Origin of the sequence: Lentimicrobium sp. L6, from assembly GCF_013166655.1 — a bacterium.
Classification (GTDB): domain Bacteria; phylum Bacteroidota; class Bacteroidia; order Bacteroidales; family UBA12170; genus UBA12170.
Genome location: NZ_JABKCA010000015.1, coordinates 1 through 16,230, shown reverse-complemented (window position 1 = coordinate 16,230; position 16,230 = coordinate 1). Strand labels below are relative to the sequence as shown.

General features: G+C 35.7%; 11 protein-coding genes and 4 tRNA genes. 9 read left to right on the top strand and 6 right to left on the bottom strand.

The genetic code is table 11. The features are described 5' to 3' along the window. Nucleotides 1–16: 16 nt before the first annotated feature. The gene (locus tag HNS38_RS05485; protein WP_172277394.1) at nt 17–751 is read right to left on the bottom strand and encodes a DUF4136 domain-containing protein; all 735 of its coding nucleotides are present in this window, start codon (nt 749–751) and stop codon (nt 17–19) included. A 61-nt stretch (nt 752–812) separates the two neighbouring features. Here HNS38_RS05485 and nhaA point away from each other — a divergent pair, with 61 nt between their 5' ends. Next, nucleotides 813–2,123, top strand: coding sequence for a Na+/H+ antiporter NhaA (gene nhaA / locus HNS38_RS05480; protein ID WP_172277397.1), 1,311 nt, complete (start codon nt 813–815; stop codon nt 2,121–2,123). 65 nt (nt 2,124–2,188) lie between these two features. Here the strand turns inward: nhaA and HNS38_RS05475 are convergent, their stop codons facing one another. Further along, on the bottom strand, nt 2,189–3,700 hold the full coding sequence (locus HNS38_RS05475; RefSeq protein ID WP_172277400.1) for a hypothetical protein: 1,512 nt from the start codon (nt 3,698–3,700) through the stop codon (nt 2,189–2,191). Nucleotides 3,701–3,706: 6 nt separating this feature from the next. Further along, nucleotides 3,707–5,224, bottom strand: a complete 1,518-nt coding sequence (locus HNS38_RS05470) for a hypothetical protein (protein WP_172346124.1) — start codon at nt 5,222–5,224, stop codon at nt 3,707–3,709. Nucleotides 5,225–5,416: 192 nt separating this feature from the next. Here HNS38_RS05470 and lysS point away from each other — a divergent pair, with 192 nt between their 5' ends. Together lysS and HNS38_RS05460 are read left to right on the top strand one after the other, a co-directional pair. Next, complete coding sequence (gene lysS / locus HNS38_RS05465) at nt 5,417–7,117, top strand: lysine--tRNA ligase (RefSeq protein ID WP_172277406.1); 1,701 nt, start codon at nt 5,417–5,419, stop codon at nt 7,115–7,117. 158 nt (nt 7,118–7,275) lie between these two features. Next, nucleotides 7,276–8,334, top strand: coding sequence for a glutaminyl-peptide cyclotransferase (locus tag HNS38_RS05460; protein WP_172277409.1), 1,059 nt, complete (start codon nt 7,276–7,278; stop codon nt 8,332–8,334). A gap of 70 nt (nt 8,335–8,404) precedes the next feature. Here the strand turns inward: HNS38_RS05460 and pyrH are convergent, their stop codons facing one another. Next, nucleotides 8,405–9,109, bottom strand: a complete 705-nt coding sequence (gene pyrH, locus HNS38_RS05455; RefSeq protein WP_172346123.1) for a UMP kinase — start codon at nt 9,107–9,109, stop codon at nt 8,405–8,407. A gap of 151 nt (nt 9,110–9,260) precedes the next feature. Here pyrH and HNS38_RS05450 point away from each other — a divergent pair, with 151 nt between their 5' ends. Continuing rightward, entirely contained in the window at nt 9,261–11,162 is a 1,902-nt protein-coding gene (locus tag HNS38_RS05450) for a tetratricopeptide repeat protein (RefSeq protein ID WP_172346122.1), read from the top strand. 29 nt (nt 11,163–11,191) lie between these two features. Here the strand turns inward: HNS38_RS05450 and HNS38_RS05445 are convergent, their stop codons facing one another. Together HNS38_RS05445 and HNS38_RS05440 are read right to left on the bottom strand one after the other, a co-directional pair. After that, nucleotides 11,192–11,689, bottom strand: coding sequence for a Spy/CpxP family protein refolding chaperone (locus HNS38_RS05445; RefSeq protein WP_172346121.1), 498 nt, complete (start codon nt 11,687–11,689; stop codon nt 11,192–11,194). Between the two features lie 447 nt (nt 11,690–12,136). Further along, on the bottom strand, nt 12,137–12,775 hold the full coding sequence (locus HNS38_RS05440) for a cyclase family protein (RefSeq protein WP_172346120.1): 639 nt from the start codon (nt 12,773–12,775) through the stop codon (nt 12,137–12,139). 97 nt (nt 12,776–12,872) lie between these two features. On the opposite strand from HNS38_RS05440, the gene mutS reads away from it, so the two are divergent. The 5 genes from mutS to HNS38_RS05415 all read left to right on the top strand — a co-directional run bounded on the left by mutS (nt 12,873) and on the right by HNS38_RS05415 (nt 16,104). Next, nucleotides 12,873–15,491 (top strand): DNA mismatch repair protein MutS, encoded by a 2,619-nt coding sequence (mutS, locus tag HNS38_RS05435; protein ID WP_371742916.1) that lies wholly within the window; start codon nt 12,873–12,875, stop codon nt 15,489–15,491. A gap of 58 nt (nt 15,492–15,549) precedes the next feature. Then, nucleotides 15,550–15,622, top strand: a tRNA-Gly gene (locus HNS38_RS05430). 121 nt (nt 15,623–15,743) lie between these two features. Continuing rightward, a tRNA-Leu gene (locus tag HNS38_RS05425) sits at nt 15,744–15,828 on the top strand. A 6-nt stretch (nt 15,829–15,834) separates the two neighbouring features. Then, nucleotides 15,835–15,907, top strand: a tRNA-Gly gene (locus tag HNS38_RS05420). Between the two features lie 112 nt (nt 15,908–16,019). Continuing rightward, nucleotides 16,020–16,104: transfer RNA gene (locus HNS38_RS05415), tRNA-Leu, on the top strand. Nucleotides 16,105–16,230: the final 126 nt, after the last annotated feature.

The following is a 16,230-nucleotide window of genomic DNA, read 5'->3' as shown; positions in this document are numbered from 1 at the left end:
TTTCTGTTTTTTTAGGTTATTTCTGTAAATATGGTGATTGTTCAAAAGCTTCATTGAATCCTCTTACAGCTCTGGAGCCATTATAACTTGCATCGTTACTTAAGATTCCATCTATTTTGGCAGTCCAACGGAATACAACAGCAGGAGCATCATTAGGATCTGGATTAGGACCAGCATTTTCTAACCAAGTACGATAATCCATTACAGATTCACCATCAGCCATATCCATAACCATAGATCCGGTATTATAACTATAATAGCTAGCTCCCCAACTTGGATACCAACCATAATAAGGGTAATAATCAGTGCCCTTATCTACATTAGTATTCTTCCAGTATCCACCATACCATCCCCAATAACCTGGGTATCCCCACCAATAATATGGGTAATAAGTTACAGTGGTTTGTGTATTCATTAAAATAGAAGGATTAATTAAAAAGTCCGAAGACTCCAAATCAGCAGCCTCAGTATAACCCAATGATTTAAATTTATTAATAATAACCTCTCTAATTTCATCAGATGTGCCATTTGTATAGAATTCTTCAATCTCTTCATCTTCAAGATAATCAGAGTATAGCATCACTGAATCTCGAACAAAGAAAGTGCTGTAGCTATTAAAATCAAATTCCGTATCGTAATTAGTAAAAGTAATGTCATATTCCTCTAAGGTAGCCGTTTCTTGTTGCTTATAACAAGAAGTTAACACTAAACTTAGTGATATAACAAAAAGGATTAACCATTTTGTTCTCATAGTTTCTTATTTTTGTTTTTTTTTACAAAAGTAGCAATTTATAGTTTAGAAACGAATCATTATGAAGACTAGCAATTTTAAAATATCGCATTTCATTAAGCAAGAAAGCCTTGGAGGAATACTACTTATCTTATCCACTGTTATTGCTGTCATCTGGGCGAATAATTCAGATTCTTATCATCATTTTTGGCATGAGATATATGTGGGTTTCACAGCAGGTGACTTTAATATTAAACACAGTATTGGACATTGGATAAATGATGGCTTAATGGCTATATTCTTCTTTACCATCGGATTAGAGATTAAGAGGGAGATTATGGGAGGTGAGCTTTCTTCCATGAAAAAAGCTTCTTTACCCATCATAGCAGCAGTTGGCGGAATGATGATTCCTGCTCTTTTCTACTTTTTTATTAATGGTTCCAATCCCGAATATAGCTCTGGCTGGGGTGTTCCTATGGCTACCGACATCGCTTTTGCATTAGGATTAATGGCCTTATTGGGAGATAAAGTCAATATAAATATTAAGATTTTCTTAACAGCCTTAGCCATTGCAGACGATTTGGGAGCTATTTTAGTTATTGCTGTTTTCTATACTGAAAATATTAATTTAAATGAACTAATTAATGCTGGCGTTTTCTTAAGTATACTTACTATAGCTAATAAAATGGGAGTTAGAAGAACAGCGTTCTACGCCCTTGTTGGATTATTTGGAGTTTGGACCTCTTTCTTATTCTCAGGAGTACATGCCACTATTGCTGGTGTTCTCATTGCCTTAACCATTCCTGCCCGACCAAAAATCGATGAAAAAGAATTTGTGGCTAAAGTAAAAATGAAAATTAATAAATTTGAACAGCAACTTGCGAATGACAATTCTTTACTCACTGCAAAACAAGCTCATTGTATTGAGGATATTGATACCGTATCCCAGGACGCACATACCCCATTGCAAAAATTGGAACATCACCTCCACCCTATCACTTCTTTCTTCATCCTTCCGCTATTTGCACTGGCTAATGCAGGAATTAAAATAGAAGGTAGCTTAGTAGATTTACTATTTAGCCCTGTTTCACTAGGAATTATGGCAGGATTAGTTTTAGGTAAAACCATTGGTATTACTGGATTTTCATGGATTGCCATTAAATTCAAATTAGCTCGACTACCAGAAGGCAGCGGATGGAAAGAACTTATTGGAGCTTCTATGATGGCGGGTATTGGATTTACCATGAGTATTTTTGTGGCAGAATTAGCCTTTGACGATAAAGATGTTATTCAAACTGCTAAAATCGGAATTTTTGCCGCTTCATTTATTTCTGCCATTTTAGGATTAACATTATTGAGCTTAAGCAGTAAAAACAAAAAACCTGGAAATTAATTCCAGGTTCTTTGCCTTTGCACTTTTCTCAATTTATTAAATGCTCCTAAAGAGCACAAAATATCTTATTTTATATAAATCTGATTATTCATGATGGCTCCTATAAATTGTCCATCATGGGTATAAACTTTTACACCGCTTCTTTGTACCTTATTGGATTTAAAATCCATCATGCCTTCAAGGCCTACCAATGTATAATTGTCATATTTCGCATACTCAGCGTTCCCAACAAAACCCTCTGACTCACAAGCTATACCAACTAAAACATCATTATTTTGATATATTCTTGCTAAACCAGTTTCAGGATTAATTCCTACTAGTTCACCTATTTCTATTTGCTCTTCCGACTCAAAATACTCCGCATACTTATTACTTTTCCCTCCTCCGATCAAATAGGAATATCCCAGTGGAATATTAATATCGCCATAAACATCGAGCTTATAATTAGGATCGTTAGAACCAATTTTCACTTTCCCATCAGGCATTATTTTCATTTTCTTGGAATCATTACGCTTGAAGTAAAAAATATCTTCCACTCCAGCAATCCACTCCGAATTTCCTCTTCGCAACTTTAATTGAGCTCTCTTTAATTCACTTGCAGAGTGTAATAGCACAAAATTTGAGGAGGCCATGGAATATATCTCTGCTGATGCATCACCGTATACACCCATCGTTTCCCAGTTTTTATCCCCCAAACCAAACACATGTTCATTTTTTACCCAATTATGTGACCAATAAATAGTTTTAGGACTTTGAGATTCATCACCCACAATAAAATCTCCATCTATAATTAAATTACTATTATTAAAAAGAATATCTGCAATATCCTCATCATACTTTATTTCCATTCTATAATTACGAGAGGAATTCTCATCAGCCGTAGATATCAAAAAATGTTTTCTCAATGTAAGTGGATCGGTGGTGTATTCACGAGCCGATAAAGCTGCTCCAAATTCTTCATCTGCACTTCTCCAATTGATATTGGCTTGAGCAGAATCTGCATTCATCCCAATTTTTATTAAATCGTTATCCAGCAAATTAGTCATATCAGAAGAAACAAATATCTCAGAATCCTCTCCCAATTCAATACCTTCCGAAGGGTTGTCTGTATGAATCCCCATATCTCCATCGAAATCAACACCTAAGTCGTTTTCATTCCAGATATCGTTGACAGTACTTGTTTCAGCATATAAAGCATAGGGTACAGAAAGCATTTTGGTCACTCCCATATCCATAAAGGACGAGCCAGTTCCGGAGCTATCTAATTCTAACATGATAAACTGATCTTCCTCACTCCAAGCAATATCAGACCACTGACCATAAAGCACTTCACCATCCCCAATTTTTAGATTTATTAATCCATAATCATTGCTTTCTATGCTATGTTCTTCACGATACACGATATCTCCATCTGGCTCCTCAGCCAGAATATTCACAATCAGTTTCACTTCTTGATTTGGAATCACTGAACCTTCAGTATAATGCAATACCGTCTGGAAGTTTATTTTTTCTGGTGCCTGAGCCCATACGCTTATTATAGCGCAAAAGAACAGACTTATTAATAATAGTCGTCTCATAGCTCTCTATTTTAAATATAATTTTCCATTTGCTAATAGCACTCCAATCGACTCTCCATCAACTGTGAAAACCATTCTACCATTCACCTGAAGCTGTGTTAAATTTGCTTCTATTTGTCCTTTTGAAACCACCAATGCAAATCCGGAGTCCTCCTCACGGCCTTTCTCATAATTACTCACAAAACCTGCTTTAGCGCTTGCAATTCCCATGTATATATCGCCACTTTCAAATTTTCTTAACTGACCAGTGCTAGGATTCAAACCTAGTACATCGCCATTGGTGACATCATCGTTTACAGGTAAATATGAACCTTTTCCTTCACCACCTACCAAATAGGCAAAACCACTGGAAACATTAATATTTCCATTCACATCTAATTTAGCAATAGGTTCATCCACATCAATTCCCACATCACCATCACCAGTAATTTTAAAGAAATTAGAGGATTCATGAATAATATTAAAGTCACCATCATGAGTCATTTTCCAATCATTTTCTCCATTTCTTAAGTGAAGACCAATATCATTGGTACCTGCATCATCATGAATTAACAATTCTACATTGCTATTGGCACGATATATTTCAAGCTGGGCATTTTCCCATGTTCCTTCTTCTTCCCAATCTTTATCCCCTATTCCCATTTTTTTGGTTCCATGAATAAAAACATCGCTATAGTATAGTGCTAATCCACTATTCGATTCTGTTCCCACTTGGAAAGTATTTCCATCCATGAGTTTCAAATTGGCATCAGTGATACTAATGTCCACTTCATTCTCACCAAAAGGCACATTAAACCGCTCTACCAAGTCTCCTGAAAGATTGCTTGTTGCAATGCTAAATTTTCGGGCCTGATCGCTTGGATAAGTCTCATACTCATAGGCTGATAATGCAATTTTGGAATCCCCGCTAGCATCCTGAAAATGTATTCCTGGCTTAGCATCTGGGCTATTCCATCTTAAATTCATCACTGCACCATAAGTCAAGGAATTTTTCACCGTGCTCAGCTGGATTCTATTATTAGTACCAATAGTTAAAGCTTCAGTAGGTTCATCTGTTTTAATGCCCACATTACCATCCATAAAATAAATGTCGTTTCCATTTTGCTGCCACATACCCTCACTTGCTGCAGTAGTTTCAGCATAGAAAGCATAAGGAACCGATGCAAATTCTTCAATTCCCATCAAATTATAAGTACTGGTTCCCGTTTGTCGAGCTTCCAGCTTTACAAAATGAGCATCACTACCCCAGCTAATATCAGAAAAACTTCCTGTTAAAACCTCACCTTTACCAATTCTGAAAGAGGCTAGTCCATTCGCATTAGTAGCTACACTATGTTCTTCGGAATAAACCGCAGTACCACTTGTACTTCCTAGTAATATGGAAACCTTAAAGTCCATACTCTGAAAGCTGATCACTGAGCCATCCTCAGCTCTAACAATCGTTTGATAGTTTATACCTTCGGGAGCCTGCGCTGATGCCCACAAACTCAATAAAGCTAACAAAAAGGGAAATAATCGTTTCATATTTTTATTTTTAATTCTTCATATTCAATTCATCAAAAAAGGCAATTCTAATATAACATACTTATACTTAGTGCTATTATACTATTTTATTGAAATTTGGTTACATTAGAAATGTTACTCGATGAAGCTCAGTCAAATGAGAATAAAAACTATCTTTGCAAAAATTTTTGAAAACGATAAAAACTAAAATATATGGCACTGAGCGAACAAGAACAAATAAGACGTAATTCGTTGAATGAGTTGAGGAAGCTTGGAATAAATCCTTACCCTGCAGAAGAATTTCCAGTGAATGCAACCGCAGCTGAAATAAAAGAAAAATTCCCTAATGATAATAGCTTATTTCAAGATATAAGTTTGGCCGGTAGAATTATGGGCCGCAGAATCATGGGAGCAGCTTCTTTTATTGAGTTAAAAGATTCCACCTCTAGAATTCAAGTCTATTTAAAACGTGATGAAATTTGTAAAGAAGATGACAAATCTCTTTATAATGACGTGTTTAAGAAGTATTCTGATATTGGTGACTTTGTTGGAGTTAAAGGTCGTGTTTTCATCACTAAAATGGGTGAAATTAGTATTCATGCCAGTGAATTTACCTTTTTATCTAAAGCTTTAAGACCACTTCCTATTGTTAAGGAAAAAGATGGAAAAACTTATGATGCTTTTACCGACCCTGAATTAAGATACCGCCAGCGTTATGTAGATTTAATTGTAAACGACCAGGTAAGTGATGTCTTTATCAAAAGAAGTCAGATTATCCAGAGCATGCGTAATTTCATTACCTCTCATGGATATTTAGAAGTAGAGACCCCAATTTTACAAGTTATTCCAGGTGGCGCATCGGCTCGTCCTTTTATCACTCACCACAACTCTCTCGACATTCCAATGTATTTGAGAGTTGCCAATGAACTCTACTTAAAGAGACTCATCGTTGGTGGTTTCGAAGGTGTTTTTGAGTTTGCCAAAGACTTCAGAAACGAGGGAATGGACAGAACACATAATCCTGAGTTTACACAAATGGAGATTTATGTTTCTTATAAAGATTATAAGTGGATGATGAATTTCACCGAAAAAATGTTGGAAACCATTGCCAATGATGTGCATGGTAAATCAACAGTAAAATTTGGTGAAAACGATATCAACTTTAAGGCTCCTTATGCTCGTGTACCTATTTTAGAAGCCATTAAAACCCATACAGGCCATGATTTAAATGGTAAAACTGAGGATGAAATTCGCGAAGCTGCTCGTGAAATGGGAATCGCTGTAGATGATTATATGGGCAAAGGAAAACTCATAGACGAAATATTCGGAGAGAAATGTGAGCATACTTATATTCAGCCTACTTTTATAACTGATTACCCTGTTGAGATGTCTCCTCTTTGTAAAAGACATAGAGATGATGAGAGTTTAACTGAGCGTTTCGAGTTGATGGTAAACGGTAAAGAATTGGCCAATGCTTATTCTGAATTGAACGACCCCATTGACCAGTTAGAAAGATTCGAAGACCAAAACAAACTAGCCGAAAGAGGTGATGATGAAGCCATGTTTATTGATATGGATTTTGTTCGTTCTTTGGAATATGGTATGCCTCCTACATCGGGAATGGGAATTGGAATCGACCGTTTGGTGATGTTTATGACCGATAATTCTTCTATTCAAGAAGTATTATTCTTCCCTCAGATGAAACCAGAGAAGAAAAAAGTAGAATTGACTGAAGAAGAAAAAATCGTTTTTGATTTATTGAAAGCTAAATCTCCAGTAGAACTAGCTGACTTAAAAGGGAAAACTGGTTTAAGTAATAAAAAGTGGGATACCGCTATCAAAGGACTCACCAAAAACAAACTAGCTAAAGTCACTAAAACTGATGACGGCTTGAACATTGAGTTTTTAGGATAATTGCTTTCTAAGAAATATAAAAAAGGATGGCAACACTTATAGTGATGTCATCCTTTTTTTCTATTTCCTTTTCTTCCTTTCTAAAATTCTTTCAATATATTTGTGGAAGCGATTGATAACATACTTAATCCTTAGGTATTAATCCAATTTAAGTAAATATGAAAAAACAGATACTAGAGAAAATAAAAACCTTAGTGTTGATCTTGACTATTTTGCTATTTCAGTTCTCATGTTCAGAAAAAAGTACAAAAAATTTAAGTTCCAATTTCGATAGCATCACTAATGAAATATATCATTTTGGAGACTCTCTGAAAATAAATACAAATTCTCCATATACGATTGACTCCATAGTCACCAAAATAGGAAACAAAAGAATTTCTGGTCCACTAAATATACTACTTGATTCAACTGATCTTAAATATGGAAAAAACAGAATCATTCAAAAAGTCTATTTTACAAAAGACTATCGCAATAGAAATATTACCTATAGAAGTGTTATAACTATTCATCCTTCCACTATGGAAGAAGATATTGAATATGAAATTATAAACGAATACCCTCATGACCCATCACATTTCACCCAAGGCCTAATATGTAACAAAGAAGGCAATATAATTGAAAGTACAGGTGAATTTGGAGCTTCCAAATTGCTTGAGTATAATTTAGGAAGTGAAGCCAATATTAAGGAGGTAAAATTATCAGATAACTATTTTGGTGAAGGTGTTGCTAGTTTAAATGGAAGGATATATCAGTTAACATGGCTCAATCGAAAAGGGTTTATTTATGAGAAAAGTTCATTTGAGAAAACTAGAGAGTTTTTATACCCAGAGCAGATCAAACAAGGTTGGGGCTTAACAACAAATGGGACGCAACTAATCCTATCCGATGGTAGTCATATAATCTATTTCATTGAAGAAGAAAGTTTATCAAAAGTATCCAGAAAAACAGAAGTCTTAGGCTATAAAAAAGTATATAACTTCTTAAATGAATTGGAGTATGTTGACAATTATATCTATGCCAATATCTTGGAATCTGATAAAATAATTAAGATTAATCCTAAAAATGGTGCAGTATTGGGTATCATTAACTTAAAGGATATTTGTGAACCTTATAAAAGCCACGGTGTATTAAATGGCATCGCTTATCATCACAAAAATGAGACTTTCATTATCACAGGTAAAAATTGGCCTAAGATGTTCGAAATTAAACTGAAGTGATGAAGAAATAAAAAAGGGATGTCATCACATGAAGTGATAACATCCTTTTTTTATTCTTCAGTTAAACCAGCTACCTCACAATAGTTCCCAAATGCTCACCATTTACAATTTTCAATAAATTGCCTTTGGTATTCATATCGAAAACATAGATAGGAAGACTATTCTCTTTACAGAGGGTAAAAGCGGTTAAATCCATAATTTTTAATCCTTTTTCATAGGCTTCATCAAATGAAATCTCACTGTATTTTGTGGCGGTTGGATCTTTTTCTGGATCGGCAGTATAAATGCCATCTACACGCGTTCCTTTCATAATCACATCGGCTTCTATCTCTACTGCTCTTAATGCACTAGCGGTATCAGTGGTAAAAAATGGATTTCCAGTCCCTCCAGCAATCACTACCACATAGCCCTGTTTTAAATAATCAACGGCAATTTTTCGGCTCATGGCCTCCGCCATGGGTTTCAAAGTTAATGTAGAAAGCAATTTCACTTTTAATCCTGTTTTTTCTAAAGCACCTTGTAATGCCATGGAATTGATAACCGTAGCCAGCATCCCCATATAATCACCTTGAACTCTATCCATTCCTTCACCAGCACCTTGTAATCCGCGGTAAATATTACCTCCTCCAATTACAATTCCAACTTCTTTTCCAGCATCTACCACTTCTTTTATCTCTGAAGCATATTCGCCTAAACGAAGAGGGTCGATACCATATTGCTGCTCACCCATCAATGCTTCACCACTTAATTTTAAAAGTATTCTATTGAATTTCATATAGTTGTATTTTGTATTTCCGAAGAATAAAAATAGTCATTTTTTTTATTTCTACCTAAATAATTAGCATTCATATACAGTCTCCTTTCCGAAATGCTAAATGATTTTAAAAAGTCAATGGATTCAAACATATGATTAAATTTGCATTCAGATGAAAAACGCATTATATATCACTTTTCTTGTTTTGTTCCTCATGGGAATAAATATAGAATCCTATAGCCAAGAATTAAAACTTTTTGATCCTGCCACTAGTGGTCAGAAAAAACCTAAAAAGACCAAACAAAAACTAGCTACAGAGTTTTATATAGATGGAGAATACAATAAAGCAACTCAGGTTTTTGAGGAGCTCTACGAAGAAAACCCCAGCGATTATTATTACAGATACCTACTCTATTGTTATGTGCAATTAGAAGAGTTCCGTAAGGCAGAACGTTTAGTTAAAACGGCCAAAAAAGAAAGCGGTAAAGCCTATAAAGAGTTTTCAGATATGGGTTATATTGAGCAAAAAAAGGGCAATGTAGAAAAAGCCAATAAGCTATTTGCTAAAGCCATTAAAGAATTACCAGCCAACAAAGGAGCCATCCTACAACTTGCCAATGATTTCAGAAGCAGAGGACAATCTGATTTGACTGAAGAAACCTATTTTGCTGGACAAAAATTGCTAGGAGAAGAATATGGCTTCGAAAGTGAACTGGGATATCTTTACTATTATTTGGAACAATACGATAAAATGACCGATGCTTATCTCGATCTTCTAGAGATAAAGCCCGAGCAAATGAAAATTGTTCAATACCGCATTCAAACCGCTTTTAGAAGAGATAAAGAGGACCAAATCTATCCATATTTAAAACAAGAATTACTGACAAGGATTAAAAAGAATGAGGATGCCAATCAATATAGTGAGCTCCTATTATGGTTAAGTATCCAACGAAAAGATTTTAATATAGCAGTAATACAAGCCAAAGCTTTAGATAGACGAGATGGCGGAGAGTATTTCAGAGTTTTCGATTTAGCAAAGGTGATGATGAATAATGGAGCCTATACACAAAGTATTTCAGCTTTAGATTATATCGTTTCAAGAACAGGAGCTAAAGATCAAGTTTATTATCCAGAAGCCAGACAGTCTCTTTTATCTGCTAAATATGGCGATTTGAGATCTAAAAACAATCCTAGTGATGAAGAAGTTGACAAACTAAGCCAAGAATTCTTAAGTACATTAGATGATATGGGTAGATTTAGATTTACCATACCCATGGTGATGAATTATGCGGAACTACTCACCTATTATCAAGACGAAGCCGAAAAAGCGATTGAAGAACTCAATATACTTGTTGAACATCCTGGCCTCAATAAGGCCGAAAAGGCTCCAGTGAAATTATTATTAGGTGATATTTATTTATTAAACGACAATCCTTGGGAGGCTACCCTCCTCTTTTCTCAGGTGGAAAAGGATTTTAAAAACGATGAAATTGGTTTCGATGCCAGACTAAAAAATGCCAAACTTTCTTTTTATATTGGAGAGTTTGATTGGTCAAAGGCACAATTGGATATTTTAAAAGCGGCCACTGGAAAAAGAATTGCCAACGATGCGATGAATTTATCACTTTTCATTGCTGAGAATTTAGATGCCGATAGCAGTACTAGAGCTTTAGAATATTATGGAAAAGCTGACCTTCTCTATTTAAGGAAAAAAGACAGCTTGGCTCTGCAAACACTAGATAGCATTTTTATGCTCAGCCTATATCATGATATTTTTGATAATGTTTGGATGCGTCAATCTGAGATTCTCTTAGCTTCATACAAATACGAGGAAGCCAAAGAACTTCTAGAAAAGATTATTGACCAATATCCTGATGGATTGCTGGCCGACGATGCGATATGGGCTTTAGCAGATATTGAATGGTCTCATTTTAATAATGAAGAAAAGGCAAGTGAATGGTATAAAAAAATACTCACCGATTATCCAGCGAGTATTTATACCAATGAGGCTAGAAAAATATTCCGAACCTTGCGTAATGATTTTCCTTTAAACGAGGATGCGGATTCTTTATAGAATACCGCATCATCTCATCATCCTAAAATCTACCTTTTACATTCTGCTCTTTGGCCCCTTGAAGACCTTTGACCTTTGCCTTTATTTCCTTTTTTTCCTCTTACCTGATTGGCATCGAATTTCGCTTTTTGCTCATCATCTAAAATAGTTCTCACTTTTAGCTTGCCTTCAATTCTAAGTTTCTGCACCTCTGTTCTTAGCTGACTAATTTCATCAACTTTAGCATAAATGGCTTTTTCATTTGGACTATCAGCAATCATCAATTTGTCCAATTCAGCTTGCTTTACTTTTACTTCGGCGTTAATAGGTGTTGTTTTATCCATGATGCCTGTGAAAATAGCCTTTGCTTGTTCATCTTGTTCTGCTGTTAAATCTAAACAGGCTAGACGATCTGCATTTCTGTAATTTCTGCCATCTCTATTTCCATCTCTATTTCCATCTCTATTTCCATTCTGAGCAAATACTTGGAAACTCCCAGCAAAGATTAAAAGTACTAATACGGGGGCAATTAATTTTCTTGTTTTCATATTATCAATTTTTTAATGTTGTTTTTTTATTTGCTTCTTTGATAAAGATGAAAGAGAAAAGTTTAATGGGAATCAAAAATAAATCTGGATTTAACGTATTTTAGGAATCTACAAATTGAAAAAGAACACCTTCTTCGAGCTTGAAATGGCCAAGCAAAGGAAAAGAAGTAAAGTGTTGTAAGAAATTGTAAAGGGTAGGAAAGAATTGTAAAATATCAATAGCGTGCTAAAAATTATTTTGAGGTGTTCAAATAATACTTAAATTAAATCGAATTAATTAATTGCAAAACCCTGTTTATTATTTTTTTTTGTTTGCCCCGACCCTAAAGGGAGCAAAAAAAACATCAATCTAAACAAAATAGGACGAAAGTCTAAGGAATGGCAGAAATATCAAATCGAAGAAGAAACAAACTATTTTATCATTCTATCATTCAATCATTAAACACCCTAATACTCAGCAATTGCACGAACCGGAGAACCATCAGCATCGCTAATAAAAAGTGGAAAAGCACTAAAACGAAATATTTGAGACCTAATGGTATCTAAGTGACAAAGGTTTTCAATAATAACGATATCATTTCCTAAAACTTCATGATGAACTTCGTACTTCGTATTCTCTTCTTGATCAATAGAAATAGCATCAATTCCGATTCCACCTAGTCTAAAACCTGATAAATATTCGGCGCCTTTTATATCTAATGCTGGATATTTTTTAAAATACGCTGGACTTCCCCACTTCTCCGACCAGCCAGTATTAAGAATAACAAAGTCACAATCTCTAATAATAGACTCAAATTCACTCAAATACTCATCCTGAGCTTGTTCATCTATATCCTCCCAAGAAAAAGGAATGAGACAAGCTTTACCAGAGAATTTAGAAATGGGGTAATCGTCTAAGGTCTTCCCTCCTCCAATCATATGCGCAGGTGCATCCATATGTGTTCCCACATGGGTGACCAAGCCTAAAGCTTTTTCTGCAAAGCCATCTTTTTCCACACTATATAATTGCTCAATCTTTACTTCAGGAGTCCCTGGAAATACAGGCATTCCATTCTCAATCTTATGACTTAAGTCTATGATATGCATTTTTCTAATTATTTGCCACAAATGTATGACAATTTAAAGATTGCTATTCCATAACAATTCTGTAATTTTATCGGCTATTAAAAAAAACGGAGGAAAAGTGTCGAAGAAAGTTGCAGAAACACCATTAATGAAACAATATAATGCCATAAAAGCGAAATACCCAAAGGCTTTATTACTTTTTCGTGTGGGCGATTTTTACGAAACTTTTAATGAGGATGCAGTAAGAGCTTCCAAAATTCTTGGCATTGTTCTTACCAAAAGAGCCAATGGAAAAGCGGCTTATGTGGACTTAGCTGGCTTCCCACATCATTCTTTAGATACTTATTTACCAAAACTGGTGAAAGCTGGTGAAAGAGTCGCCATTTGCGACCAACTTGAAGACCCAAAAACCACCAAAACCATCGTAAAAAGAGGCGTTACAGAACTCGTTACTCCTGGCGTTTCTTATAATGACCAGGTTCTAGAAAACAAGAAAAATAATTTCTTGGCTTCCATCGATTTCCATAAGAAGACTAGTGGTATCTCCTTTCTCGATGTGAGTACTGGTGAGTTTTTTATCGCTCAAGGAAATAATGAATATATCGATAAATTACTTCAAGGATTTCAACCCAATGAAATCATCGTTCAGAAAAATAAGCTGACCGAGTTTAACGGACTTTTTGGTAGTAAGTATTACTCTACTACCTTTGATGATTGGGTTTTTTCTCAAGATTTTGCCAACGATATTTTGCTCAAACATTTCAAAATAACTTCTTTCAAAGGTTTTGGTATAGAAAATATGGCCCATGGAATCATTGCTGCTGGAGCGGCTATGCATTATCTTTTCGAAACCCATCACCGAGAGGTGGAACACATTAATAAGGTCACTAGAATAGAGGAAGACCACTATGTCTGGCTAGATAGGTTCACCATTAGAAACCTTGAATTGATACATTCTCCTCACGAAAATGCTAAAACCTTACTCGATGTTATTGACAGAACTGTTTCTCCCATGGGCTCCAGAATGCTCAAACGTTGGGTAGTTCTTCCTTTGAAAAATCAGCAACCGATTGAGGAGCGTTTAGAAATAGTTGATTATTTTTATAATAATCAGAAACTCAGAGACCGTTTATTTCATGAAGTCAATCAATTAGGTGATTTAGAAAGATTAGTAGGAAAAGCGGCCACAGGGAAAATAAATCCCAGAGAGGTTTTACAGCTTAGAAATGGTTTAATTATAGTGGAGAAAATCCAAGAACTGATTAAAGAAATTCCGATTCCAGCATTGGAGAAAACTCGAGAACAGCTTAACTTTTGTCCTAACCTAAGAACTAGGATAGAAACAGAAATAAAAGACGATCCTTCTGCACTTATTATCAAAGGGAATGTCATTGCAGATGGCGTTAGTGAGGAGCTCGATGAATATCGCCAGTTGGCTTTTAAAAGCAAAGACATCCTCAAAGGCATTCAAGAAAGAGAATGTGAGCGAACGGGTATCACGAGTTTGAAAATCGGTTTCAATAATGTGTTTGGTTATTATTTAGAGGTCACTCACGCGCATAAAGACAAAGTTCCAGAGGAATGGCATCGAAAGCAAACTTTAACCAATGCGGAGCGCTATATTACCGAAGAATTAAAAGTATTAGAACAAAAAATTCTTTCTGCACAAGAGAAAATCTTAGCCATTGAATTCAAGCTCTATCATAATCTTGTTCTTGCGCTACACGATTATATTCAACCCATACAAAATAATGCTTTTCTTCTGGCCCAACTAGATGTTTTATTAGCCTTTGCTCAAATTGCAGATGAGAATAATTATAGCAAACCTGTTATTGATAATTCTCTTAACATTGATATCAAGGAAGGTCGGCACCCGGTGATTGAGCAACAATTAGAACCCGGTGTTGATTATATTTCTAACGATGTTTATCTAGACCATGAGAGTGAACAAATCATGATCATCACTGGGCCAAATATGAGTGGTAAATCAGCATTCTTGCGACAAACTGCGCTTATAGTCTTAATGGCTCAAATTGGCAGTTTTGTTCCTGCAAAGGCTGCTAATATTGGTTTGGTAGATAAAATATTTACACGTGTTGGCGCTTCCGATAATATTTCATCGGGAGAATCTACATTTATGGTGGAAATGAACGAAACCGCTAGCATCTTGAATAATATCAGTAATAGAAGCCTGATTTTGCTCGATGAGATTGGCCGCGGAACCAGCACCTATGATGGAATCAGTATAGCTTGGGCTATTACGGAATTCCTACACGAACATCCGCTATATCATCCAAAGGTTTTATTTGCCACCCATTATCATGAACTGAATGAAATGGCCAATACCATGAAAAGAATCAAGAATTTTCACGTGACTGTAAAAGAAGTTCAGAACACGGTTTTATTCTTGAGGAAGCTGAAAAAAGGAGGTAGTGAGCATAGTTTTGGAATACATGTAGCTAGAATGGCTGGAATGCCAACCTGGGTTTTAGACCGAAGTCATGAAATTTTAGAACAGCTAGAGGAGACCAGAAAACAAGGAGCATTAGAGAGTACGAGCAAGAAATTGGCAAACAAGAAAAAGAAGAAAGACGATTATCAACTCAGTTTCATACAATTGGACGACCCGTTATTATACCAAATTAAAGAAGACATCTTAAAGACGGACATTAATACGTTAACCCCAGTGGAAGCCCTTATGAAGCTAAATGAGATCAAAAAGCTTTTAGGAAATTAATTGCTCATTTTTTCTTGTTTACTAAATAAAATATTATGTATATTTGCAACCGCAAAACGCGAAAGTAGCTCAGCTGGTAGAGCATGACCTTGCCAAGGTCAGGGTCGCGGGTTCGAATCCCGTCTTTCGCTCAAAAGTTCTTTTATATGGCCTTAGATGGAATAAGTTTACCGATTCCATCAGAATATAAAGGTAGATGCCCAGGTGGTGGAACCGAGTTTACGAGCTCCCACCACACAGGTTAAATCTAATGCCCAGGTGGTGGAATTGGTAGACACGTTGGACTTAAAATCCAATGATCATCGCGATCGTGCGGGTTCAAGTCCCGCCCTGGGTACACACTGCGAAAGTAGCTCAGCTGGTAGAGCATGACCTTGCCAAGGTCAGGGTCGCGGGTTCGAATCCCGTCTTTCGCTCTCAGAGCTTTTGTATCAACAAAAGCTTTTATTTTTTAGAGTAAAAACTCTAGAATACGTTCTTTAAATATAATGGAAACAGGTCTACAGGTTTTCATTTTAGATTCTCGATGCTCAAGTGGTGGAATTGGTAGACACGTTGGACTTAAAATCCAATGATCATCGCGATCGTGCGGGTTCAAGTCCCGCCTTGAGTACTAAAAGCTACAAAACGTAAAGTTTTATAGCTTTTTTTGTTTATATTTGAGAGATGTTCTACAGGTCAAGGCAAAATTCTGGGGGAATTGATTTTGTATTCATCAATAATTATCACAGTTTAGACT

Coding starts and splice junctions, on each gene's coding strand:
- HNS38_RS05450 (WP_172346122.1), top strand. CDS start 9,261: ATGAAAAACGCATTATATATCACTTTTCTTGTTTTGTTCCTCATGGGA.
- HNS38_RS05460 (WP_172277409.1), top strand. CDS start 7,276: ATGAAAAAACAGATACTAGAGAAAATAAAAACCTTAGTGTTGATCTTG.
- nhaA (WP_172277397.1), top strand. CDS start 813: ATGAAGACTAGCAATTTTAAAATATCGCATTTCATTAAGCAAGAAAGC.
- lysS (WP_172277406.1), top strand. CDS start 5,417: ATGGCACTGAGCGAACAAGAACAAATAAGACGTAATTCGTTGAATGAG.
- HNS38_RS05440 (WP_172346120.1), bottom strand. CDS start 12,775: ATGCATATCATAGACTTAAGTCATAAGATTGAGAATGGAATGCCTGTA.
- HNS38_RS05475 (WP_172277400.1), bottom strand. CDS start 3,700: ATGAGACGACTATTATTAATAAGTCTGTTCTTTTGCGCTATAATAAGC.
- HNS38_RS05485 (WP_172277394.1), bottom strand. CDS start 751: ATGAGAACAAAATGGTTAATCCTTTTTGTTATATCACTAAGTTTAGTG.
- HNS38_RS05445 (WP_172346121.1), bottom strand. CDS start 11,689: ATGAAAACAAGAAAATTAATTGCCCCCGTATTAGTACTTTTAATCTTT.
- pyrH (WP_172346123.1), bottom strand. CDS start 9,109: ATGAAATTCAATAGAATACTTTTAAAATTAAGTGGTGAAGCATTGATG.
- HNS38_RS05470 (WP_172346124.1), bottom strand. CDS start 5,224: ATGAAACGATTATTTCCCTTTTTGTTAGCTTTATTGAGTTTGTGGGCA.